Genomic DNA, 18,675 nt, shown 5'->3' with positions numbered 1-18,675 from the left:
GCCGTGAATCTGGCTTGTTTAGGAGATGTTGACCTTCAGATCCATCCGATTGTTTTGGCGCCGGTTCTGGGGTTCGATGACCAGTTCTTGGGGATCGGCAATCACTGAGATGGAGTGCTGACCAGGGGGCAGCTGCCAGGCCAGGCTGTAACTCTCGCTCGCTCCAGCATTCATCCAGGGAATCTGCAGATAACGGTGATCACTGAAGCGGTCGTTGACGATCACAGCCACCCCCACGTCGCTCACATCAAGGGCACCAGCATTGGTGACGCTGAACTGGATCTGGCCCTTCTCATAGTTCAGGTGATTGATGGCGAGATCACTGCAGAGCGATTCAATTGACTGCAGCGGGTAAAGCACCAGTTGTTCGATCCTCCCCAGGCGGGTGTGGGGATGATCATGCAGAACATGGCCCCCATAGGCCAGGTCGGTGCTGCAGCCATGCAGATGCAGATGATCGCCTGCTTTGGGAACCGTGACGCGCCCCTGTTCCGGTTCACAGTCGAAGAACCCGCAGCAATCCCATTGCATCGATTTGCCGAGATAGCTGATCGGATCGCCGGGTTGCTCAGGCGGTAACGGCGCGAGACGATAGTGCTGGAGCATGTCGTAGATGCTCGTCTCGGCCTGTGTGCCGTTGTCTGAACCACTGGAGAAACCTCGGTTCCGTCGTTGCTGCCCCATGCAGAGCTTGGAGGCCACGGTGATCACCAGCTCATCCCAGTGGGCCAGCATTCGGATTCCGTAAATGGGGGCATCTTCCAGGGCCCCGCGATTGCGTTGCTGTTTGATCGCGGAGCTGATGATGTCTTGGATTGGCTGCTGCTCCAGCTGCTTGAGCGAGCTCAGCTCAACAGGTCGACGCAGCTCCGTTGCATCTCCTGTGAAGCACACATAAGGGAAATGTCCGCTGCCGTCCCCAGGCTGCAGCCGAATGATGCTTCCGTTGTGGGCGATGCAGCGCCAGATGTCCGAATTCCCGGAGGCGTTGCGAAGAAAGGTGAGTTCACCGTTCTCCAAACTTGACGTGGTCCCAAGCCCCAGCACATCGCCTTGCAGGGGAATCCGTTCCAATGGCAGATGTTCGCGAACATCGCCTTGGATCAGATCGGAAACCGTGTTCGCGATGGTGAGGTCGGCCAAAATTGTTAGCTGCTCTGGTTCATCGCTAGCGGCAAAGTCCGCGAAGCACCAGTGCTTCCCGCGTCACCCGCAGATCAGGGGAGCAGGCTGAGCAGGCCGCGCTGGCCATCCAGTTGTGCTTGTGAACCCAGCGGCAACGCCTGGTTGGGCCGACCATGACCCATCGGCAGATTGAGCACAAGCGGAATACCCAGGTCGCCCAGGCGTTCTTCAAGGATTTCCTCCATGGTGAAATCTCCAGGGAGGATGTCGTCCTGTGCCCAGCTGAACCGACCGCAAGCCACCCCAGCCAAGTGCTCCAACAGGCCAGCGCTGCGCCACTGGGTCAGCATCCGATCCACCCGGTAGGGCGCTTCTCCAACGTCTTCCAGCACCAAAATGGCGCCCTTCAGCGAGGGAAGCCAGGGCGTTCCGATCAGATGTGTCGCCACGGTCAGGTTGGTGACAACCAAGGGGCCACAAGCGATTCCTCGCCGTCGCGGCTCTCCCTGAAGGGGGGCTACCGGTTCTCCCCGGAGCAGAGCAACCGTCCGTTGCCACTGCGCGTCCGTGCCGCCGCTTGATCCATGAATGCCCCCCGGCAGGCCGGCGGCCCACTGGGCCAGCAGCAGGGAGCTGGTGTCAGAAAACCCAAGACTCCATTTGGGACGTCGCGGAAAGCGGAATCCAGCTTCAAGCACGCGGGCGGCACCCCAGCCGCCACCAAGGGTCAGAACAGCATCGACTGTTGGATCATTCCAGGCCGCTGCCAGGTCGCTGATCCGCTCTCGGTCTGTTCCCGAGAAGTAGCGCCATTGACGGGTGACGGTGGCTGGGATTTCAAGATGCCATTTCTGTGCATCACAGCGCTCGATCAAGGGTTGCAGATCGGTGTCTGGATCCATCCATGTGCCGGGGTTCACCGCCCGGATGCGCGCTCCAGGTTTCAGCGGTGCCAACCTCCCCTGCGCGCCCATGGCCCTTGGGGAGAGCAGGGCCGTAACGACTGTGGATGCAATGGCTGATGCCCCTGAGATCAGCAGCGTTCGGCGGCTCTGCATCAGCCCAGCAGGGCTTCCAGCATGCGTTGGCCGTCGGTTCCTCCAGTGGCTGGATCACAAGCCCGTTCCGGGTGGGGCATCAGGCCCAAAACGGTGCCGCTGGGATTGGTGATGCCGGCGATATCGGCGACCGACCCGTTGGGGTTGTTGCCGTATCTCAGGGCAATGGCGTCCTTGTCCTGAAGCTGCTTCAGCGTGTCATCACTGCACTGATAACGGCCTTCTCCGTGGGCGATCGGCAAGGTCAGCGTTCCGCCGTCGTACCCCTGCATCCAGGCTGTGCGCTGACTCACAACCTTGAGGGGCGCGTCCTCACAGATGAAGTGAAGATCCCGGTTTCTGGTCAATGCGCCAGGGAGAAGGCCCAGTTCTGTCAGCACTTGGAATCCGTTGCAGATGCCAAGCACCCGCCCGCCCTGTTTCGCGAACTCAATCAGGGATTGCAGGGCTGGCGCGAAGCGGGCAATGGCACCGCAACGCAGATAATCGCCGTAACTGAAACCGCCAGGGAGCACGATCGCGTCAAAGCCGCTCAGATCGGTCTCTTCATGCCAGACACGGCGCGTGCTCATGCCGAGGCATCCCTCAGTCGCCCATTGAACATCCCGATCACAGTTCGAGCCGGGGAAAACGATGACCCCGATGCTCATGGGTTCTGCAGCTCCAGAGTCCAGTCTTCGATCACCGGGTTGGCGAGTAATCGATCGCTGAGCAATTCCAACCTGCGGCGGGCTTCCTCTTCATTCGGAGCCTCCACCTCCATTTCCACGGCTTTGCCGATCCGCAGTTTGCTGAGGCCCTCCACCCCAAGACGTTCAGCGGCACCACGCGCGGCTTCTCCGGCTGGATCGAGCACAGAGGGGCGCAGACGCACAAGGACGCGGGCTTGAAAACGCGGCACGATCAGCAACTGGTCTGATCGAATCCTGACAGACACCAAACCCTGAAGAGATCCGGTGCGCCCCGACGGCGTGACCGTTGCCCGGTCGCATGGTGAGAGGGAGTCCTTTCGTCACTGTGCTGTCCAGGGGGAGTCTGTGAATCGCATCCAGCTCTGGTCAGTTGTTGTTGTGCTGATTGGCAGTTCCGGAGTAGGAACTGCCGCCGCCGCGGCCTCGATGCGCTGCCGGATTGGGCAGCAGGCCTGGAGCCCTTGCCGCATGGTCGCCGACAGTCCTGGACAGCGCTGGGTGTTGACCTGGGATCAGCAGCGCGTCGAATTTGTCCACGACGGAACTGGTCAGATGATGATGCGTGTTGGGTTGAACGAGGCCTGGCGACAGGTGCAACCGTTTTGGACGGCGGAGCGCAGTCTCTGTTGGGGCGCTGTCTGCGCCAATGGAGCCATCCCTTTGGAGTGAAATCGAGGTGATAGACCTGAGCAGAGGGCATATTCCCGATGGCTGTTTTTTCTCTCCCCTGTTCCATATGCGGAACACCCGTTGAGATTCCAGGTCGTTATGGCTTCAAGCTGAAAAATGCGGGCCTCACCAACACGGTGTGCACCAGATGTCGCCAAGGGACATTTGTGGCATCACGGCGCGACAACATCTCCAACCAGATTGCTCTTGGGACCAGTCCAGATCAGCGTCGGTTGATTCCCCTCACCGCTGCCGTGGCTGCTGTAGCCCTGTTGATCGGTGGAGTCCTATGGCATTCGGCAGCCCCGAGCCTTCAGGACGCTTTGCCGGTGAGTGAATCCCCCTCCAGATAGAGCGTCTGGCTTGGGAAGGCAAAGTCGATGCCTGCTTTGGCGAAGGCATCCATGATTCCAAGGTTGATCGCTTGCTGATCATTTAATGCAACTGTGAAATCTCGGGTGTCGATGTAATAGACCAACTCAAAATTAAGACTGTAATCAGCAAACTCGGTGAAGTGGCAGCGATTAAAGGTACTGTGTTTCTGAGAATCGATGATTGTTTGAATCATGGCCGGGATGGCCTTCATCTGATCAACAGTTGTGTCATAGGTGACGCCAATCGAATAGATCATGCGGCGTTGCGCCATTTCGGCAAAATTGAGGATGGTTGAACCTGTGAGGGTTGAATTGCTCATCACCACTTGTTCGCCACGCAGGCTGCGCAGATGGGTGGAGCGAACACCGATTCTTTCCACCGTTGCTGATGTTGAGCCCACCGAGATGAATTGCCCAACGCTGAATGGCTTATCCAGAAGAATCATCAAGTAGGCAAACAATTCCTGGGCCGGCTCTTTTAAGGCCAAGCCAATGCCGATGCCGCCGGCGCTGAGCAAGCCCCAGATCACAGTCATCTTGACGCCTAGGCTCTGCAACAGCACCAGGCTGCCGATGCCCCAGACCACTGCTTTAAGCAGCGGCAGAAGGTTTTGAAACAACTCCTCAAGATCTTCAGCGCCCGAATGTCTGGCGAGACCTATCAGGAAGCGTGAGCCGATACGGTTGACAAGCCTGATCAGCACGATTGTGCCAATCAGTCTTAAGACTGTGTCGTAGGCCCGTTCAATATTGCTGGGCAGGCCAAGTTCGTTTTCCGTAAGGATTAGGACGACGACAAATCCGAACGGAACGATTGAATCCGCCAGGGCCTTCAGAACAAAATCATCGAAGCTGGTTTTGCTGCTCTTGGTCAAGCGCGGCAATATTTTTCTCAGCACAAATGAAAGGAGAAAGGTGATTGCTATGCCAATGACAAACTCCACCGTGAACTCGCCCAGTTTCATTTCTGCTGCCGCTGCTAAGACTGAATTGTGGAGTGTTTTGTCGTTGCTGGCAAGAACCTTCTCAGGTTTATGGGCGCCGAAGGACAACGGTCAGGTTGTTAGCCGGCATGGGGATCACGTCTTCGGTCTTGAATCCAATGTTGGTGGCGCGTGATGTGATCGTGTTGACGTCTCTCAGCCCCCATTGAGGGTTGCGTTGCTGCAGTGCCTGGTCGAACGCTGCATTGCTCTCACTCGTGTGAGCGCCATTGCGCATGAAGGGGCCATAGATGATCAGTGGGGCGCCGCTGGGTAGCAGCACGGCAGATTCTGCGAGCACGGCATCAGTGCAGCTGGCTGGACTGATATGAAGCAGATTGATGCAAACCACTGCCTTCAGTGACCCTCGGATGGTCTGGGGTAGGGGCCAGGGGCGCATCTCAACATCCAGGTTGAGGGCTGCTGGCATGACATGGCTCAGGCCCTGGTGATGGATCCAGGCGTCGATGCTGGCGCGATGCTCCGGATCTGGATCACTGGCTTGCCAGAGCAGATTCGGGAACAGCTTTTGAAAGCAGACGGCGTGCTCACCACTGCCGCTGGCCAGTTCCAGCACGGCTCCCGAGGTGGGCAGCAACTGGCTCAGCAGATCCCCGATGGGTTCGCGATTGCGTTCCGTTGCAGGAAAAAACAGCCGTTGGTCCATCGTTATTCCTGACAGGGGACAGCGTCTTGGCTGCAGTGGCGGCGCAGCTCGGCCAGCCAGGCTTCCAGTGCTGCGAGGGCATCCGGTTGCAGCCGGTAGTAAATCCAACGGCCGCTCTGCCGGTCTGACAGCAGCCCCGCTTCGCGAAGCACCCTGAGGTGAAAGGAAAGTTTGGATTGGGAGAGGTTGAGATCCCCCGTCAAATCGCAGACGCATCGTTCTCCAAGCGCCAGAGCATGAATCACCTCGAGGCGGATGGGATCGGCAAGCGCTTTGAGCATCTGCCTGGACTGCTCGACATTGAGGGTGTTCTGCATCACAAGAGCAGCGTGCCCTGATCTGTTTGGATCAACATAATTTGATTGGTTATTGAGGTCGGCATGCGCATCGGTATCAACGGGTTTGGGCGGATTGGTCGCCTGGTGTTTCGTGCCCTGTGGGGCCGCCCCGGCATTGAACTGGTTCATATCAATGATCCCGCCGGTGACGCTGCAACGGCGGCTCACCTGTTGGAATTCGATTCCGTCCATGGTCGCTGGGATCGGGGGATCAACAGCAGCGCCGATGGGTTCAGCGTGGAGGGATCCGAGCTCACCTGGTCCAGCGAAAAGGATCCCACCGCCGTGCCCTGGATGGATCGGGGTGTGGAGATGGTGCTGGAGGCCAGCGGCAAAATCAAAACGCCGGAGACCCTCAACCCTTATTTCGAGCAGGTGGGCTTGAAGCGTGTGGTCGTGGCCTGCCCGGTGAAGGGTGTTGTTGCGGGTGAGGAAGCGCTCAACATCGTCTACGGCATCAACCATCACCTCTATGAACCGGCGCGGCACAAGCTGGTGACGGCTGCCTCCTGCACCACCAACTGCCTGGCTCCAGTCGTGAAGGTGGTGCAGGAAAACTTCGGCATTGAGCATGGACTGATCACCACCATTCACGACATCACCAACACCCAGGTGCCGATTGATTCATTCAAAAGCGATTTGCGCCGGGCACGCTCAGGACTGACCTCGCTGATCCCCACGACCACCGGTTCGGCCAAGGCGATCGCGATGATCTTTCCTGAGCTGACGGGCAAGCTCAATGGCCATGCCGTGCGCGTTCCTCTGCTGAATGGTTCACTCACTGACGCTGTATTCGAGCTCAAGCAGAACATCACGGTGGAGCAGGTGAACGCTGCCTTCAAAGCTGCAGCGGAAGGACCACTGCAGGGAATCCTGGGTTATGAGGAACGCCCGTTGGTGTCCTGCGATTACACCAACGACAATCGCAGTTCGATCGTCGATGCCCTGTCGACGATGGTTGTGGATGGCACCCAGTTGAAGGTTTTTGCCTGGTACGACAACGAATGGGGCTACAGCTGCCGCATGGCAGATCTCACCTGCTACGTGGTCGAGCTCGAGGCATGAAGCTCTCCCCCCTGCAGCAGTACGGCATCGTCACGGCCAACTACTGGGCTTTCACGCTCACCGATGGCGCCCTGCGAATGCTGGTGGTGTTCCATTTCCACCAGCTCGGTTACACCACCCTCGAGATCGCCTCTCTATTCCTCTTTTACGAGTTCTTCGGGGTGGTCACCAACCTGTACGGCGGTTGGATCGGTGCGCGCTACGGGCTTCGGCTCACGCTCTGGATGGGCACGCTGTTGCAGATCCTGGCGCTGCTGATGCTGATCCCCGTCGCAGCCGGTTGGCCCAAACTTCTCAGCGTGGTTTACGTGATGGCGGCCCAGGCCATCAGTGGCATCGCCAAGGACCTCAACAAGATGAGTGCCAAAAGTGCCATCAAGACCGTGGTGCCCGAAACGCCGGAGGACCAAACGCAGGGGCAACAACAGCTGTTCAAATGGGTGGCGATCCTCACGGGGTCCAAGAACGCTCTCAAGGGTGTCGGCTTCTTTCTTGGTGGGGTGCTGCTCACCGCCTTCGGCTTCAACGCCGCCGTGGGGTGGATGGCGGCGGGCCTTGCCTTGGCCTTCTTGCTGACGCTGGTGCTGCCGGGGGAGATCGGAAAGATGAAGTCCAAACCGGCGTTTGCATCCATGTTTTCCAAATCCCAGGGGATCAATGTGCTGTCTCTGGCGCGCTTCTTTCTGTTCGGTGCCCGTGACGTCTGGTTCGTCGTGGCTTTGCCGGTCTTCCTCGAGGCCGCATTGGGGTGGAACTTCTGGGAGATCGGTGGCTTTCTCGGCCTCTGGGTGATCGGCTACGGCATCGTCCAGGGATCAGCTCCCAGTCTGCGACGACTCTGGGGTCAGACCGCTCCGCCTGGCGTGTCCGCTGTGCAGTTCTGGAGTGCGTTGTTGACGGCGATCCCGGCTCTGATCGCTGTTGCACTTTGGCGCGAGGTTGATGTGGCGGTTGCCATCCCGGCAGGGCTCGCTGCCTTCGGAGTGGTGTTCGCGATGAATTCCTCAATCCACTCCTACATGGTGCTGGCCTATACCGATGCGGAGAATGTGAGCCTCAACGTGGGCTTCTATTACATGGCCAACGCCGCCGGACGCCTGGTGGGAACCATGCTCTCCGGTGCGGTGTTCATGCTTGGGAGGACGGAAGCTGCTGGCATGCAGGCCTGTCTATGGGCTTCATCCCTGCTGGTGTTGTTGTCATGCGTCAGCAGCTTCAGACTGCCGGCTGTGCGACATGCCCCGGGATGAAGAGGATGGCTGCAGCCCTGTTGATGGCTCTGGCTCTGCCGCTGTCGAGTCGCGCAGAGCTGCAGTCGGTTCGTGTGTTGAGCATCAGCAACGCGCAGCAGCTGCTGGTGGAGCTGGATGGTCAGGGGAGAGCGATTCGGCTGGCGTGTCTCCAGGCTCCGCGACGCAGTCAGACGCCATGGTCAACGCGCGCATCGGCGGCCATCAATGCCTTGGTGAAGGTCGGAGACCCAGCTTTGTTTGAGCTCCGCTCACGCGATGTTTACGGGCGACTGGTGGGACGCCTTTTGATCGATGGGCAGGATCTTGGTGCTGCATTGATCAGCAAGGGCGAGGTGTTTGCCTGGGATGGCTTCCTCGGACGTTGTGATGATCTCGACTACCCCTCTCTTGAGCGGCAGGCAGCATCCGCAGAGCGCGGGGTTTGGTCAGCGCAACCTCCTCTCCAGCGTCCTTGGGATGTGATGGAACGGGAACGTGGTGGTGAACCCTGAATTTCTGGTGAATATCGCTGCATTGGTAGGGATTCAGACACCCAAATGCCGGGATTTTCTGCTGAATGGATTTATTCGCTTCCGTTCTGATGCGCGATGAGCCTGGCAGCCCTGATTGTCGTTTGGTGATCGATGCCAAGCGATCCCTGGAGGATGTGCTGCGTTTGATCGCTGATTTACCCCACACCGATCACATGCGGCGTCAGCTGCTGTCGGTCTACAACCAGTTGGAGGGCATGCACGACTTAAAACGCAGTGGTGGTTCCAATGTGTCGTTTCGCTCGGCCGATTGGAGCTCCTCGGCAAAGTGATGACGTGTCGCACGTCGCTGATCAGACTTTGATCAATTGAGCGTTATCCAGTGGTCTGGGGTGTCGCTGTTCTCTGTGTGCTGGCGATCGGCAGTTGTCATTGGTTGGCCAGTTGGGTCGCATCACGTTCAGAGCAGCAGCAGCGACGGTGGTCGTCTGTTGGTGGTGGTGCCGGCCTTGCCTATGTGTTCGTCCACCTGCTGCCGGAACTTGCATCTGGGGGATCTGAACTCTCGAAAGCCCCGGGTCTCATCGATTACGTGCCGACATCTCTGGTGGAGGCTTTGCTGTTCCTTATTGCCCTCTTGGGTGTCCTGGTGGTGTTCAGCCTGAATGTGCTGATGAAGCAGAGGGACGACGCACCACCTCTTGCCGTGTGGTTGCAGCTTTCCAGTTTTGCGGCCATCAATTACCTCTATGCCTATTCCCTTCCATCCCTGATCACAACAGGGATCGGTTACGGGGTCTTGTTCACTGTCGCAATCAGTGCCCACGTTCTGTTGATGGACCGCTATGCCGCGGCGCACCATCCGCAGCGCTTTCGCCGTCGCAACCGCTGGATTGGAAGTGCCGCTCTCGTTTTGGGGCTACTGCACGCCTTGGTATTTCATCCAGTGGATGCGCTCACACTGGCCATGGCAACGGCGTTCCTTGGGGGAGGGCTCTTGATGGCGGTGTTTCGCGATGAACTACCTGACGCCCGGCAGGCTCGCCTTCCCTGGCTGCTGGCCGGATGTGGCGGAATGGGGGGGCTGTTACTGCTTCAACTTCTTCTTCATGGCCACTGACCGACTTCACCGATAAGGTCAAGTGTCGCCTTCTCGCTTCCTAGAGATGTTTGAAAACGACCGCCGCCCAGCTTGGTTGAACTGGGTCTTTCTTGGAATGTTTCTCTGGTCGTCCTGGCAGCTCTTTGGCTTTTGGTCCCAGCGGTTGCATGGCTGAATGACGGGGGAGCTCTTAGACAAGAGCACCGGTCAGGCGCAGCGTTCCCCACAGGTCGAACACGCAGAAGATCAGCCCAATCACGATGATGTCCCAGGCCTTGTGGCGCAGCGCCCAAGGGGCAAGGAACAACTCCGCAATCCCATGGAGTGCCGTACCAATCGCAATGTGCTCGAGCACCAGAAGTCCATGGGCAACAAGGAACAGCGCGCTGGCGATGCATCGCATTAGGACTTGCCAGGAACCGAGCAAAACCTGTGGAATTGGATGGTCCGACACATTAAGCGTGCCGACGTCTTGGCTCAAGCCCAGTGAACACTTCGGTTGAAGCCTCCTCCTTTGCGATCAGCGATCAATGCTGTGACCTTATCTTTCGAGGATTGAGGTCAAACTTTTGACCGCTAAATTTCAGGTCGATCTCTAAGAGCTCCACGATGCGGCTTCAACAATGGATTGGAGAGCAACTCAGAAAGCGCAAAGAGTTGCTGTACAACCTCGGAGCAATTTCATCCTATGCATCGATGTTGACCTTCTTTTGGCATGGCATCGGCATGATTCTTGCGAAGGAGCATCCGAAACACACCTTGGTTGTGTATGCCGGCTTAACGTTATTTTCGATTTTGGTGATGGCCCCATACAAATGGGATAAGAAATGGATGCGAATTAAAACATCGGTTGGAATGCTGGTGTTCGGCTTGTCGCTGCTGATTTATTTATTCTGCTTCATTATGTATTAACAAGTCAAGTCTTCGGGCTATGAGGAGATGGATTGGTGCATTTTAATATTTAGTTCTGGCTTGTTTGTTTGTTTGTTTATTTATTTGATTGATTGTAATTGCTTCGTCTCGGTCAAATGCGATTGAGCTCTCATCAGTTTCCCAGGCAGGCTGGGCTGAAAAGTGGTGGACTTAAGAGTGAACCTGATAGGTCTGTGTGACCAGCGCAATCCAAGGTTTTGGTCCCTTGGCATCCAGGCGTGCATCTCGTCTGTTATTGATGGGGGGCGTCTGCGGCCTGATTGTTCCTTGCATGGCTGGATTGGCTTTGACCCAGAAGCTTCATCGCTGGCCTGTTGGGGAGGCGAACTTCAGGCTTTGGTGAAGCCCTCAGATGTGCAAAGACATTGGAAATGAAATGGACGATATGGATAGAAAGGATGAATTCGTGCGGGTTTTGATGTAAGAATATTGATTCTGGCTAAACTTTTTATCTGCTTTTGAAAAGTGTAGACCTTCAATCTTTGTAGGGATAGTGGTTGGGAACAAAGAATTGTTCGTTGAAGGGTGGGCGCTTGTAACTTCCTTGCTTTGGGCGTTTTGGCATCTTGATCGGTTCTGGTGTCATGTCTTCATAGGGCACCTTGCTGAGGATATGGCTCAGGCAATTCAGGCGAGCGCGACGTTTGTCATTGGCCTCCACGGTGAACCAAGGTGCTTCTGGAGTGTGCGTCTTGGAAAACATGATGTCTTTCGCCTTGGAGTACTCCACCCAGCGATTGCGCGACTCGATGTCCATCGGACTCATTTTCCAGCGCCGTTCTTCGTTATCAATTCGTTCTTGGAAACGCTTCTCCTGCTCGTCATCGTTGATGGAGAACCAGTATTTCAGTAGGAGAATTCCGTCTTGCACCAGCATTTGTTCAAACCGCGGACAGGAAACATAAAACTGCTCCACCTGTTCGGCCGTGGCGAAGCCCATCACTTTTTCCACTCCGGCCCGGTTGTACCAGCTTCGATCAAAGACAACGATTTCTCCAGCACCGGGGAAGTGCTCCACATAGCGCTGGAAATACCATTGCGATTTCTGGTGCTCTGACGGCGTACCGAGGGCAACCACCCGGCAGCCCCTTGGGTTCAAAGGCTCCGTTAGCCGCTTAATCGAGCCTCCCTTGCCCGCGGCATCTCGTCCTTCAAACAGGATGATCATGCGAAAGCCCGTGGCTTTCACCCAGTACTGCATCTTGACCAGCTCCGTCTGGAGTTTGGCCAGCTGCTTTTCGTAGATCTTTTTGTTCAGCCGTTTGTGCTTGTTGGAAAAGCCCTCCTGAAGCTCCACCATGATTTCCTGCGGACGGTCAACATCGCCATCGCTGTAATGGTCGATGGCCCCAAACACGCCTGCCATGTCGTGGTCGCTTGACTGGCTCATGCCGGCGGTGAATCGGTAGTTCCTTTCTGCCAGAAATCTGATGTGCCGGCTTGATCCGGACCGGATTTGTCCTGAATTACGGCACTTTTCGTCTCATGGATGGGGAGGTTGATGATCACCGCGAATCGTCCTGGATCACCGCTTCCCTGCTGGAAATCGATCTTTCCCTCGTGGGTGCGGACCACATGGTTCACGATGGCCAGCCCCAGGCCGCAATGGCCTTGACGTCCCCGTGCTGAATCAAGGCGTTGAAAGGGTTGCAGGGCACGTTCCCACTCGCTGGCGGGCATCCCCCGGCCTTGGTCCCAGACTTCAATCGCTACATCGGGTCCCGTCCTTCGTAGCCGAACGACAACCGGTGCTTCGCCATAGCTGAAGGCATTGTCGACCAGGTTGCTGACGGCGCGCCCCAGGGCGACCGGTCGAATCAGTGCGCTGATCGAAATCAGTTGCAGTTGAAGCTGGTCCCTGGGTTGCCCCGCCACGGTTTCAGCCAGCCACTGATCCAGTGGACACGCAACGCACTCTTCCCGATCACCGCCTCCGGCGTAAAGCAGAAACTGACCTGTGATCCGCTCGAGTGCATCGAGATCGCTTTGGCAACGCGTTCGCTCGTCTGCATTGAGCTCTGGCATCGACAGACGGAACTGCAGACGCGTCAGTGGCGCCCTCAGATCGTGGGCGATGCCAGCCAGCATCGTGGCCCGCTCCCTCTGATCTTCCGCGAGTCGGCGCACCATGGCATTGAAGCGTCGTGAGATCCGCCGAACTTCAGGGGCTCCCTGCTCCGGCACAGGATCCCGTTCGTTGTGTTCCCCCACGCGGGAGACAGCATCCTCCAGTTTTCGCAGTGGACGGGCGACATCAAGGAGCAGGTAAAGCACCCCAGTCATCACCACAGCGCTCACAAGAGCCAGCAGCAGGAGCATCGGTTGCGGTGGCCAGGCTCGTGCCATCGGTAGGGGGGTCCGCAACCAAACCGGTTCCAGCGGAGAAAAAAGCTCAATCCAAACCTCTGGTGTGCCAGCTCTGTTGACAGCTGGCCGGAGCTCAGGGCATTGCGTCAGGCGAGCGCAGAGCACCTGTTGCAGTTCCTGGCGCCGCTGGGCCATTGCCTGTGCCTCTTTGTTTGGCCCCGGTGGCTGTTGGCTCACCAGAAGTTCTAGACCGGTCAGTTCGCTGATCAGTGCGGGGGGGTAGCGCTCCAGGGTCAATTCGGTGAGGCGAACGTTCAACGCCAGATCTCGTCCCAGCTGCAGCGTTTGATTTCGTTCCAGTTGCCGGCCGAAGAGCACCTGCAGCACCAGGAGGGCCAGCAGCCAGCTGGTCAGAAGGGTCGTTCCCCAGATGCCGAAGCGAGTCAGTCCACGTTTCAGTCCCGGTTGAACAGGCATTTCAGCGGGATCTCGGCGTGCCATCCGGGACAAACACATAGCCGTAGCCCCAAACCGTCTGCACGTAGCGGGGGCGGGTTGGATCCGGCTCCACCAGCTTGCGCACTCGCGACACCTGAACGTCCATGCTTCGGCTGTCGGTGTCGCTGCCGGGACCTCGGGCGAGTTCGATCAGGCGCTCCCGGGATAGGGGCCGATGCGGGTGGCGAACAAAGGCGGCCAGAAGGCTGAATTCACCGCTGGTGATGACAACCGGCTGGTTGTTCTGAAGCAATGTGCGGGCGGAGAGATCCAGCTGGTTGTCTCCAAAACAGACGCACTCCCCACCCTCTACCGGCGTTCCTGCAGGCATGGCATTGCGCCGTCGCAACACGGCTTCGATCCGGGCCGTGAGTTCGCGGGGTAAGAACGGTTTGGCGATGTAATCATCGGCTCCCTGCTCAAGGCCAATGATCCGATCCACGCCGTCTGCGCGTGCGGTGAGCATCACTATGGGGAGATCATCCCCGGCATCCCGCAATCGCCGCAGCGCCGTCAGACCATCATCGCCCGGCAGCATGAGGTCAAGGACCACCAGGTCTGGACGTTGGCACTCCAGACGTGCCTCCAATTGCTTCACATCGCAGAGGCTGCGTACGTCGTAACCCTGGTCGATCAGGTAGGTGCCGACCATCTTTCTCAGCTCTGGGTCGTCATCCACCACCCAGATCATGGTGTCCTTGGCCATGTCCATCAGCGGCTGGGCTGATGGTATGCAGTGACATGGCCTCTGTCCCTTCCCCGTAGGACCCAGTCACAGCTGAGCAGGCTTCGGTCATCCATGAGTCATCGTCATCGGTGCGCAGGCTCCATAGGCTGGGGACATGACTGCGCTGATCGCCATCCGTGTGCTCGGGCCACTGGTCTTGATGGTGAGTTCCTTGGCGACGCATGCCGCTCCGGGGAACAAGACCATGCGCGTGTACAACGCCAGGATGGAAACGCTGTTCATTCGCTTGGACGTCAACCGTGACGGTCGACTGGATGCGTCTGAAGTGCAGGGTCGTCGTGCCTTGAGCCGACGGCTCAAACGGCAGAACCACCGTCCCTATCTTCTTTTAGAAGATCTACGTCCCCAGGGTTCATCTCCCAGTGGGCCGCGTCTCAAACACCATTTCAGCCAGGCTGACCGCGACAACAACAGACGCCTGGATCGACGGGAGGCAAAACGCATTCCCTGGATCAGTCGCAACTTCAACGCCTTGGATCGTGATCGGGATGGGTCCGTGACGCTGCAGGAGCTTTGGAATCATCAGCGGTCCTTGGCCCCGCGTCAGCGCCGGCCCTGATGGGGGGGAGACACCACCAGTCGGATGGTGCGAATCAACCTCCAGAGAGCGCCGAGCAGGAGGACCCCAGCCACAAGCGCAATGGCCGCAATCAGCAGGATGGCGGCAATCCCAAGCAAAGCCTCCAGCAATTGCTGGACACCGCCAATCAGATCATCGATGGCTTCGCTGACCAGCAGCATAATGTCGACCTGCTGGGGCAACTGATGCAACAGGACGGCGAGTCCTGCAGCAGCAGCCAGCATCAGCACAACAACCGTCAACTGACGCAACACGGGGCCATAGGGGAAGCGACGTCGCGGGCGAAAGACCCGTCGCTGATCCAACTTGCTGCTCCGGCGCGCCTTCTTCATGGCATGGTGCGGATCAGGTTGACATCACTCCGGCGATTCTGAAGCGTGTTTCTTGCACGTCAACGGTCTGACGTCGTTTCCTGCTCCGGCTTGTCAATGGCTGCTGGGGCTGGCGCGGTCTCCTTGATCTCCTGAGGCAAAGGAACCAGCCATGCCGTGGCGATGGTGCACGCCAGGGCGACCCCAGCAAGAACTGGCGGTCCCAGGCGTTTCTGCAAAGGGATGCGATCGACGACCTCCTGTCGCTGTAGCGGACGGTCGTCCGGGAAGGCCCACGTCAGCTTGACCCTGCTATCGAGTCGCAACTGATCGAGGCAGCGCACCAGGTCGGCCAGTTCAGCGTCATCGAGCTTGAGCTGCAGTGGCTCAACGCCGTCTCGGCTGCTGCGCAATTCCAGCAGATGGGTGGTCTGATCCGGTCCAATGCTTACAAACCCGCTGTCCTGGCCAAAGCGGCGCTCCACACCCGACAAGCGATGTCTGGCGTAGGGCATCACCGCTTTCATCAGGGCCTCCAGGTGATCACGGGTGCCTTCCAGTTCCGGTGCACCCACCAACTGCAGCCGCCAGGACGAGAGGATTCCGATCGCATCACTGGAATGGCCGGCGGAGAGATCGGGATAGCCCTCCACCATCAGCCGTGCCGCCGTTTGTTCGTATCGGTATGTCGTTTGAAGCATGGTCGGCTTAAGGGGTGGGGTCGAGGAGGGTGGCGCGGAGCCGATTGATTCCTCCCGGGCCTGCGCAGAACGCCAGGGTGCTGATCAGCTGCCGGTGCAGAGGTCCTGCTGGCTCCATTTTCAGAAGACGAGCAACCGCTTCCCGCCGCAGATTCATTCGCTCTTCAATGAGGTCGCGGAGACGCTCATGGAACAACTGCCAGCGCTGTTGGGTGAGCTCGTCCGGCTCGCGGCTCGAGAGGAGTTGGTGGAGCATTGGATACAGCCGCTCCGCCATGGCACAAACCAGACAGATCAGCGATTCGGCATCCACAGGGTCGAGTTGGTCTCGACGGGTGGTGCGCCTGAGGGGGTTGTGACAGCGCCGCTTCCAGAGCTCAACCCGATTTGGGAATTGTGCCTGGAGACCCATCTGCTGGCTGGTCCAGACCATTGCTTCGCCACCATTGAGGTCAAGAGCCTCGATGCTCAGCAGGAGTAGATCAAGACGCTCGACACCTCGCCGGCTGAGACGTGCGCCCTCCTGCAGGACGCTGGACGATGGAGCTTCAGTCATGGCTGCGATGATGCCAGGGGCCCTGCCATTGCGTCACCTGGATTTGGATCTTCAGTCGCACATTCGCTCAGTTCCTGACTTTCCCAAGCCTGGAATTCTGTTTCGAGACATCAATCCGCTCCTGCGATCACCAGCAGCCATGGCAGAGGTGATCCGGCAGCTTGGACGCGTATGCGACCAAGTGAAGCCGGATCTGATCGTGGGGATTGAATCCCGGGGCTTCATTTTTGGGGCTCCCCTGGCCACCGACCGAGGTCTTGGTTTTGTCCCTGTACGGAAACCTGGAAAGCTTCCTGGTGAGGTGGTCGGCCTGGACTATGCCCTGGAGTACGGCACCGATCGGCTGGAAATTCAAGCTGATGCCTTTGAAAATTCACCGCGGGTGCTGGTGGTGGACGATCTGCTCGCCACGGGTGGAACCGCGGGAGCCACAGGTCTGCTGGTGGAGCAGGCCGGTGGTTGCTTGGCGGGTTTTGCGTTCGTGATCGAGCTGGAGGGGCTAGGGGGACGCAAAGCGTTGCCTGAAGGTCAACCCGTGGAAGCGTTGTTGCGTTACAGCTGACTGTTCTGCCAGTCAAAGACCTCTTCAAGCTGGTTCAGGCTCAACAACCCGAAGCTCCAGAGCACGATTGGGAGGGGAGCTTGTTCCAGTTCTGCCTGGCGTAGCCCCAGATCCAGGGCACTGGGGCTGAGTCCCAGCCTGCGCTGAAGAAATTGCAGCAGGGGGTCGGCTGGTGGGGGTTGCCGCTGACTGGACATCACCATGGTCACGACCGGTGCTGTCGTCATTTTGGCAATGCCTGCCACAGCTGCATGGGTCCGTCACTCATGGCTCGAAGGCTGAGTCTGCGCAAAACCGAGAACTGTTTCAGCAGCTGCAGAGCCAAGTGTCGCAGCGGCAGAAGCAGCGGTTGGCGGTTGGAAAACACGCGGACCAGAAGATCCGTCGCCAAACCCACTTGAATCACATCCAGCCAGCGGCTCATTCCGTAGTTCCTCGCAATCGTTGCGGCGCTGCCGCCCCGTTGCACGGCGCGCAGAAGACCATCCACATCACGCCAGCACAGATTGAGTCCCTGGCCGCCGACAGGGTGACAGCGGTGAGCGGCTTCGCCGATCAGCACGCCCCGTCCACGATGAAAACTCTGAGCGAGCAGCCACTGTTGTGGGAAAGCGCGGGGTTGATCGAGCAAACGATCCGGTTCAATTCCCGGAGGCAGAACAGCGGCCAGCTGATCCAGAAACTCACTTCGTTGCAACGTGCTGCGCTGCTGGCATCGCTGCCAGGGTGCACTCCACACCACCTGGAAGGTTCCCTGGCCGAGAGGCAACACGGCGAAGGGGCCTTCCGGACGAAACAACTCGCAGGCTCTGTCGTGGGCGAGTCCCCTCAGGGCAACCTTGGCGGTAAGACAGCCTTGGCGATAGCGAACCCCCCAGTGACGGATTCCCCAGGCTTCTCGCGTGGGTGAGCCAGGCCCATCAGCCGCGACGATCAGGGCGTCTGAGCTTGGTGCAGGGCATGGTTCGGCCAGGTGTATTTCAACGTTTTTGTTGCCCTTCAGACGGGCAAGCAATAGCTCCATCAGTGGACGGTGATCCAAGATCCAACCAATCCCGTCGTGGTTCTTGTTGGCGGTAGCGAGATCGGTCTGGCTGAACAGCACCTGAGACTTCGTTGCAGCGTCGCGCAAATCCAGGTCTCGAAAGGGCACCAAGGCATCGTGTAGGTCGTGCCAAAGCCCCAGAGTTGTCAACAATCGACGACTGGAATGGGTGATGGCGTAGGCCCGGCTTCTGGCTTGCAGTTCCGATGCCGTCAGCGGGTCAAACAGGACCACACGCTGACCTCGGAGGCCGAGGGCAAGAGCTGTGAGGGCGCCGGTGGGACCAGCGCCCAAGACATGAACCTCTGGAGGGGATGGAGCCATTCAGTGAGTCTGGCCAGCCATCCCAATCCAGTGCGAGGGGATCAGCCCAGGCCGAGCAGTCCGTGAACGAAGGATTCGCCGCCCAGGGCCAACTCGGTGGCGAGCAGAGCAATGAACCCAAGCATGGCCATGCGGCCGTTCAATTTTTCGGCGCGGTCGTGGAAACCCCAACCCTGCGTCGCTTCAACCACTTCCATGCGTGGTTCTGTGGCAAAGGCGTTGAGGCGGCCGCCGTCTTCCATGGTGACCTGTGCACCGCGCACGACAGGAGTGGAAGGGGAGGACTGGGACATGAGGACCACCGGTTGAATTGC

General features: G+C 58.4%; 27 protein-coding genes. 10 read left to right on the top strand and 17 right to left on the bottom strand.

The features are described 5' to 3' along the window. Positions 1-18: 18 nt before the first annotated feature. From SynPROSU1_RS09570 to purS, 4 genes are all read right to left on the bottom strand, one after another. Positions 19-1,143, bottom strand: coding sequence for a CARDB domain-containing protein (locus tag SynPROSU1_RS09570; protein ID WP_186570302.1), 1,125 nt, complete (start codon positions 1,141-1,143; stop codon positions 19-21). Between the two features lie 74 nt (positions 1,144-1,217). Next, positions 1,218-2,183, bottom strand: coding sequence for an LD-carboxypeptidase (locus tag SynPROSU1_RS09565; RefSeq protein WP_186570301.1), 966 nt, complete (start codon positions 2,181-2,183; stop codon positions 1,218-1,220). Further along, positions 2,183-2,833, bottom strand: coding sequence for a phosphoribosylformylglycinamidine synthase subunit PurQ (gene purQ / locus SynPROSU1_RS09560; RefSeq protein WP_186570300.1), 651 nt, complete (start codon positions 2,831-2,833; stop codon positions 2,183-2,185). The genes SynPROSU1_RS09565 and purQ overlap by 1 nt, the downstream gene beginning before the upstream one ends. After that, positions 2,830-3,084, bottom strand: a complete 255-nt coding sequence (gene purS, locus SynPROSU1_RS09555; protein WP_186570299.1) for a phosphoribosylformylglycinamidine synthase subunit PurS — start codon at positions 3,082-3,084, stop codon at positions 2,830-2,832. The genes purQ and purS overlap by 4 nt, the downstream gene beginning before the upstream one ends. A gap of 136 nt (positions 3,085-3,220) precedes the next feature. On the opposite strand from purS, the gene SynPROSU1_RS09550 reads away from it, so the two are divergent. Both SynPROSU1_RS09550 and SynPROSU1_RS09545 read left to right on the top strand, forming a co-directional pair. Continuing rightward, on the top strand, positions 3,221-3,544 hold the full coding sequence (locus tag SynPROSU1_RS09550; protein ID WP_222929879.1) for a hypothetical protein: 324 nt from the start codon (positions 3,221-3,223) through the stop codon (positions 3,542-3,544). A gap of 38 nt (positions 3,545-3,582) precedes the next feature. After that, positions 3,583-3,897 carry a Tat pathway signal protein gene (locus SynPROSU1_RS09545; RefSeq protein ID WP_186570297.1) on the top strand — a complete coding sequence of 105 codons (315 nt, stop codon included), beginning with the start codon at positions 3,583-3,585 and terminating at the stop codon, positions 3,895-3,897. Here SynPROSU1_RS09545 and SynPROSU1_RS09540 read toward each other — a convergent pair. From SynPROSU1_RS09540 to SynPROSU1_RS09530, 3 genes are read right to left on the bottom strand one after another with little or no spacing between them, the layout of a single operon-like run. Continuing rightward, positions 3,858-4,970, bottom strand: a complete 1,113-nt coding sequence (locus SynPROSU1_RS09540) for a mechanosensitive ion channel family protein (protein ID WP_370586217.1) — start codon at positions 4,968-4,970, stop codon at positions 3,858-3,860. The genes SynPROSU1_RS09545 and SynPROSU1_RS09540 overlap by 40 nt on opposite strands. After that, positions 4,951-5,568, bottom strand: a complete 618-nt coding sequence (locus SynPROSU1_RS09535; protein WP_186570296.1) for a DUF938 domain-containing protein — start codon at positions 5,566-5,568, stop codon at positions 4,951-4,953. Before SynPROSU1_RS09535 ends, SynPROSU1_RS09540 begins: the two co-directional genes overlap by 20 nt. A gap of 2 nt (positions 5,569-5,570) precedes the next feature. Further along, positions 5,571-5,885: a helix-turn-helix transcriptional regulator gene (locus SynPROSU1_RS09530; protein ID WP_186570295.1), complete on the bottom strand. Its 315-nt coding sequence runs from the start codon at positions 5,883-5,885 to the stop codon at positions 5,571-5,573. A gap of 63 nt (positions 5,886-5,948) precedes the next feature. Between SynPROSU1_RS09530 and SynPROSU1_RS09525 the strand changes: the two genes are divergently transcribed. From SynPROSU1_RS09525 to SynPROSU1_RS09505, 5 genes are all read left to right on the top strand, one after another. Further along, positions 5,949-6,971, top strand: coding sequence for an ArsJ-associated glyceraldehyde-3-phosphate dehydrogenase (locus SynPROSU1_RS09525; RefSeq protein ID WP_186570294.1), 1,023 nt, complete (start codon positions 5,949-5,951; stop codon positions 6,969-6,971). Next, the gene (arsJ, locus tag SynPROSU1_RS09520) at positions 6,968-8,221 is read left to right on the top strand and encodes an organoarsenical effux MFS transporter ArsJ (RefSeq protein WP_186570293.1); all 1,254 of its coding nucleotides are present in this window, start codon (positions 6,968-6,970) and stop codon (positions 8,219-8,221) included. Before SynPROSU1_RS09525 ends, arsJ begins: the two co-directional genes overlap by 4 nt. Before the next feature lie 5 nt (positions 8,222-8,226). Then, positions 8,227-8,715, top strand: a complete 489-nt coding sequence (locus tag SynPROSU1_RS09515) for a thermonuclease family protein (RefSeq protein WP_255444615.1) — start codon at positions 8,227-8,229, stop codon at positions 8,713-8,715. 89 nt (positions 8,716-8,804) lie between these two features. Continuing rightward, the gene (locus SynPROSU1_RS09510; RefSeq protein ID WP_186570291.1) at positions 8,805-9,026 is read left to right on the top strand and encodes a hypothetical protein; all 222 of its coding nucleotides are present in this window, start codon (positions 8,805-8,807) and stop codon (positions 9,024-9,026) included. A gap of 50 nt (positions 9,027-9,076) precedes the next feature. Further along, entirely contained in the window at positions 9,077-9,814 is a 738-nt protein-coding gene (locus tag SynPROSU1_RS09505) for a hypothetical protein (RefSeq protein WP_255444614.1), read from the top strand. Positions 9,815-9,986: 172 nt separating this feature from the next. Here the strand turns inward: SynPROSU1_RS09505 and SynPROSU1_RS09500 are convergent, their stop codons facing one another. Next, a complete protein-coding gene (locus SynPROSU1_RS09500; protein WP_186572339.1) occupies positions 9,987-10,199 on the bottom strand; it encodes a hypothetical protein in 213 nt (70 codons plus the stop codon). Between the two features lie 206 nt (positions 10,200-10,405). On the opposite strand from SynPROSU1_RS09500, the gene SynPROSU1_RS09495 reads away from it, so the two are divergent. Continuing rightward, on the top strand, positions 10,406-10,708 hold the full coding sequence (locus SynPROSU1_RS09495; protein WP_186570290.1) for a hypothetical protein: 303 nt from the start codon (positions 10,406-10,408) through the stop codon (positions 10,706-10,708). Between the two features lie 496 nt (positions 10,709-11,204). Here the strand turns inward: SynPROSU1_RS09495 and ppk2 are convergent, their stop codons facing one another. The 3 genes from ppk2 to SynPROSU1_RS09480 are packed head-to-tail and all read right to left on the bottom strand — an operon-like array spanning position 11,205 to position 14,240. Further along, positions 11,205-12,119 carry a polyphosphate kinase 2 gene (gene ppk2 / locus SynPROSU1_RS09490; protein WP_186570289.1) on the bottom strand — a complete coding sequence of 305 codons (915 nt, stop codon included), beginning with the start codon at positions 12,117-12,119 and terminating at the stop codon, positions 11,205-11,207. Next, complete coding sequence (locus tag SynPROSU1_RS09485; RefSeq protein ID WP_186570288.1) at positions 12,116-13,513, bottom strand: ATP-binding protein; 1,398 nt, start codon at positions 13,511-13,513, stop codon at positions 12,116-12,118. The genes ppk2 and SynPROSU1_RS09485 overlap by 4 nt, the downstream gene beginning before the upstream one ends. Before the next feature lies 1 nt (position 13,514). Then, entirely contained in the window at positions 13,515-14,240 is a 726-nt protein-coding gene (locus SynPROSU1_RS09480) for a response regulator (RefSeq protein WP_186570287.1), read from the bottom strand. A gap of 136 nt (positions 14,241-14,376) precedes the next feature. On the opposite strand from SynPROSU1_RS09480, the gene SynPROSU1_RS09475 reads away from it, so the two are divergent. Beyond that, positions 14,377-14,841: an EF-hand domain-containing protein gene (locus SynPROSU1_RS09475; RefSeq protein ID WP_186570286.1), complete on the top strand. Its 465-nt coding sequence runs from the start codon at positions 14,377-14,379 to the stop codon at positions 14,839-14,841. On the opposite strand, the gene SynPROSU1_RS09470 is transcribed toward SynPROSU1_RS09475, so the two are convergent. From SynPROSU1_RS09470 to SynPROSU1_RS09460, 3 genes are read right to left on the bottom strand one after another with little or no spacing between them, the layout of a single operon-like run. Next, positions 14,826-15,194, bottom strand: a complete 369-nt coding sequence (locus SynPROSU1_RS09470) for a hypothetical protein (protein ID WP_186570285.1) — start codon at positions 15,192-15,194, stop codon at positions 14,826-14,828. The genes SynPROSU1_RS09475 and SynPROSU1_RS09470 overlap by 16 nt on opposite strands. 59 nt (positions 15,195-15,253) lie before the next feature. After that, the gene (locus SynPROSU1_RS09465; protein ID WP_186570284.1) at positions 15,254-15,874 is read right to left on the bottom strand and encodes a DUF4335 domain-containing protein; all 621 of its coding nucleotides are present in this window, start codon (positions 15,872-15,874) and stop codon (positions 15,254-15,256) included. Between the two features lie 7 nt (positions 15,875-15,881). Further along, positions 15,882-16,430 carry a DUF3038 domain-containing protein gene (locus tag SynPROSU1_RS09460; protein WP_186570283.1) on the bottom strand — a complete coding sequence of 183 codons (549 nt, stop codon included), beginning with the start codon at positions 16,428-16,430 and terminating at the stop codon, positions 15,882-15,884. A 7-nt stretch (positions 16,431-16,437) separates the two neighbouring features. Here SynPROSU1_RS09460 and SynPROSU1_RS09455 point away from each other — a divergent pair, with 7 nt between their 5' ends. Further along, positions 16,438-16,992 carry an adenine phosphoribosyltransferase gene (locus tag SynPROSU1_RS09455; RefSeq protein ID WP_186572337.1) on the top strand — a complete coding sequence of 185 codons (555 nt, stop codon included), beginning with the start codon at positions 16,438-16,440 and terminating at the stop codon, positions 16,990-16,992. On the opposite strand, the gene SynPROSU1_RS09450 is transcribed toward SynPROSU1_RS09455, so the two are convergent. Genes SynPROSU1_RS09450 through SynPROSU1_RS09440 form a run of 3 tightly spaced genes read right to left on the bottom strand, consistent with a single transcriptional unit; the run spans position 16,983 to position 18,654 of the window. Then, entirely contained in the window at positions 16,983-17,195 is a 213-nt protein-coding gene (locus tag SynPROSU1_RS09450; protein WP_186572338.1) for a DUF2949 domain-containing protein, read from the bottom strand. The genes SynPROSU1_RS09455 and SynPROSU1_RS09450 overlap by 10 nt on opposite strands. A 20-nt stretch (positions 17,196-17,215) precedes the next feature. After that, on the bottom strand, positions 17,216-18,361 hold the full coding sequence (locus tag SynPROSU1_RS09445; protein ID WP_186570282.1) for an FAD-dependent monooxygenase: 1,146 nt from the start codon (positions 18,359-18,361) through the stop codon (positions 17,216-17,218). A gap of 41 nt (positions 18,362-18,402) precedes the next feature. Beyond that, positions 18,403-18,654 carry a high light inducible protein gene (locus tag SynPROSU1_RS09440; RefSeq protein ID WP_186493572.1) on the bottom strand — a complete coding sequence of 84 codons (252 nt, stop codon included), beginning with the start codon at positions 18,652-18,654 and terminating at the stop codon, positions 18,403-18,405. Between the last annotated feature and the right edge of the window lie 21 nt (positions 18,655-18,675).

It is taken from the genome of Synechococcus sp. PROS-U-1 (assembly GCF_014279755.1).
Lineage (GTDB): Bacteria > Cyanobacteriota > Cyanobacteriia > PCC-6307 > Cyanobiaceae > Parasynechococcus.
The sequence above is the reverse complement of the archived record's forward strand: the minus strand, read 5'-3'. Positions and strand labels throughout refer to the sequence as shown.

Bases quoted from the DNA above. Each gene is read 5' to 3' on its own strand.
- ppk2 (WP_186570289.1), bottom strand. From the start codon at position 12,119: ATGAGCCAGTCAAGCGACCACGACATGGCAGGCGTGTTTGGGGCCATC.
- SynPROSU1_RS09460 (WP_186570283.1), bottom strand. From the start codon at position 16,430: ATGACTGAAGCTCCATCGTCCAGCGTCCTGCAGGAGGGCGCACGTCTC.
- SynPROSU1_RS09530 (WP_186570295.1), bottom strand. From the start codon at position 5,885: ATGCAGAACACCCTCAATGTCGAGCAGTCCAGGCAGATGCTCAAAGCG.
- arsJ (WP_186570293.1), top strand. From the start codon at position 6,968: ATGAAGCTCTCCCCCCTGCAGCAGTACGGCATCGTCACGGCCAACTAC.
- SynPROSU1_RS09475 (WP_186570286.1), top strand. From the start codon at position 14,377: ATGACTGCGCTGATCGCCATCCGTGTGCTCGGGCCACTGGTCTTGATG.
- SynPROSU1_RS09455 (WP_186572337.1), top strand. From the start codon at position 16,438: ATGATGCCAGGGGCCCTGCCATTGCGTCACCTGGATTTGGATCTTCAG.
- SynPROSU1_RS09465 (WP_186570284.1), bottom strand. From the start codon at position 15,874: ATGCTTCAAACGACATACCGATACGAACAAACGGCGGCACGGCTGATG.
- SynPROSU1_RS09515 (WP_255444615.1), top strand. From the start codon at position 8,227: ATGGCTGCAGCCCTGTTGATGGCTCTGGCTCTGCCGCTGTCGAGTCGC.
- SynPROSU1_RS09450 (WP_186572338.1), bottom strand. From the start codon at position 17,195: ATGGTGATGTCCAGTCAGCGGCAACCCCCACCAGCCGACCCCCTGCTG.
- SynPROSU1_RS09445 (WP_186570282.1), bottom strand. From the start codon at position 18,361: ATGGCTCCATCCCCTCCAGAGGTTCATGTCTTGGGCGCTGGTCCCACC.
- SynPROSU1_RS09495 (WP_186570290.1), top strand. From the start codon at position 10,406: ATGCGGCTTCAACAATGGATTGGAGAGCAACTCAGAAAGCGCAAAGAG.
- SynPROSU1_RS09510 (WP_186570291.1), top strand. From the start codon at position 8,805: ATGCGCGATGAGCCTGGCAGCCCTGATTGTCGTTTGGTGATCGATGCC.
- SynPROSU1_RS09500 (WP_186572339.1), bottom strand. From the start codon at position 10,199: ATGCGATGCATCGCCAGCGCGCTGTTCCTTGTTGCCCATGGACTTCTG.
- SynPROSU1_RS09470 (WP_186570285.1), bottom strand. From the start codon at position 15,194: ATGAAGAAGGCGCGCCGGAGCAGCAAGTTGGATCAGCGACGGGTCTTT.
- SynPROSU1_RS09565 (WP_186570301.1), bottom strand. From the start codon at position 2,183: ATGCAGAGCCGCCGAACGCTGCTGATCTCAGGGGCATCAGCCATTGCA.
- SynPROSU1_RS09545 (WP_186570297.1), top strand. From the start codon at position 3,583: ATGGCTGTTTTTTCTCTCCCCTGTTCCATATGCGGAACACCCGTTGAG.
- SynPROSU1_RS09480 (WP_186570287.1), bottom strand. From the start codon at position 14,240: ATGGCCAAGGACACCATGATCTGGGTGGTGGATGACGACCCAGAGCTG.
- SynPROSU1_RS09440 (WP_186493572.1), bottom strand. From the start codon at position 18,654: ATGTCCCAGTCCTCCCCTTCCACTCCTGTCGTGCGCGGTGCACAGGTC.
- SynPROSU1_RS09485 (WP_186570288.1), bottom strand. From the start codon at position 13,513: ATGCCTGTTCAACCGGGACTGAAACGTGGACTGACTCGCTTCGGCATC.
- SynPROSU1_RS09535 (WP_186570296.1), bottom strand. From the start codon at position 5,568: ATGGACCAACGGCTGTTTTTTCCTGCAACGGAACGCAATCGCGAACCC.
- SynPROSU1_RS09525 (WP_186570294.1), top strand. From the start codon at position 5,949: ATGCGCATCGGTATCAACGGGTTTGGGCGGATTGGTCGCCTGGTGTTT.
- purQ (WP_186570300.1), bottom strand. From the start codon at position 2,833: ATGAGCATCGGGGTCATCGTTTTCCCCGGCTCGAACTGTGATCGGGAT.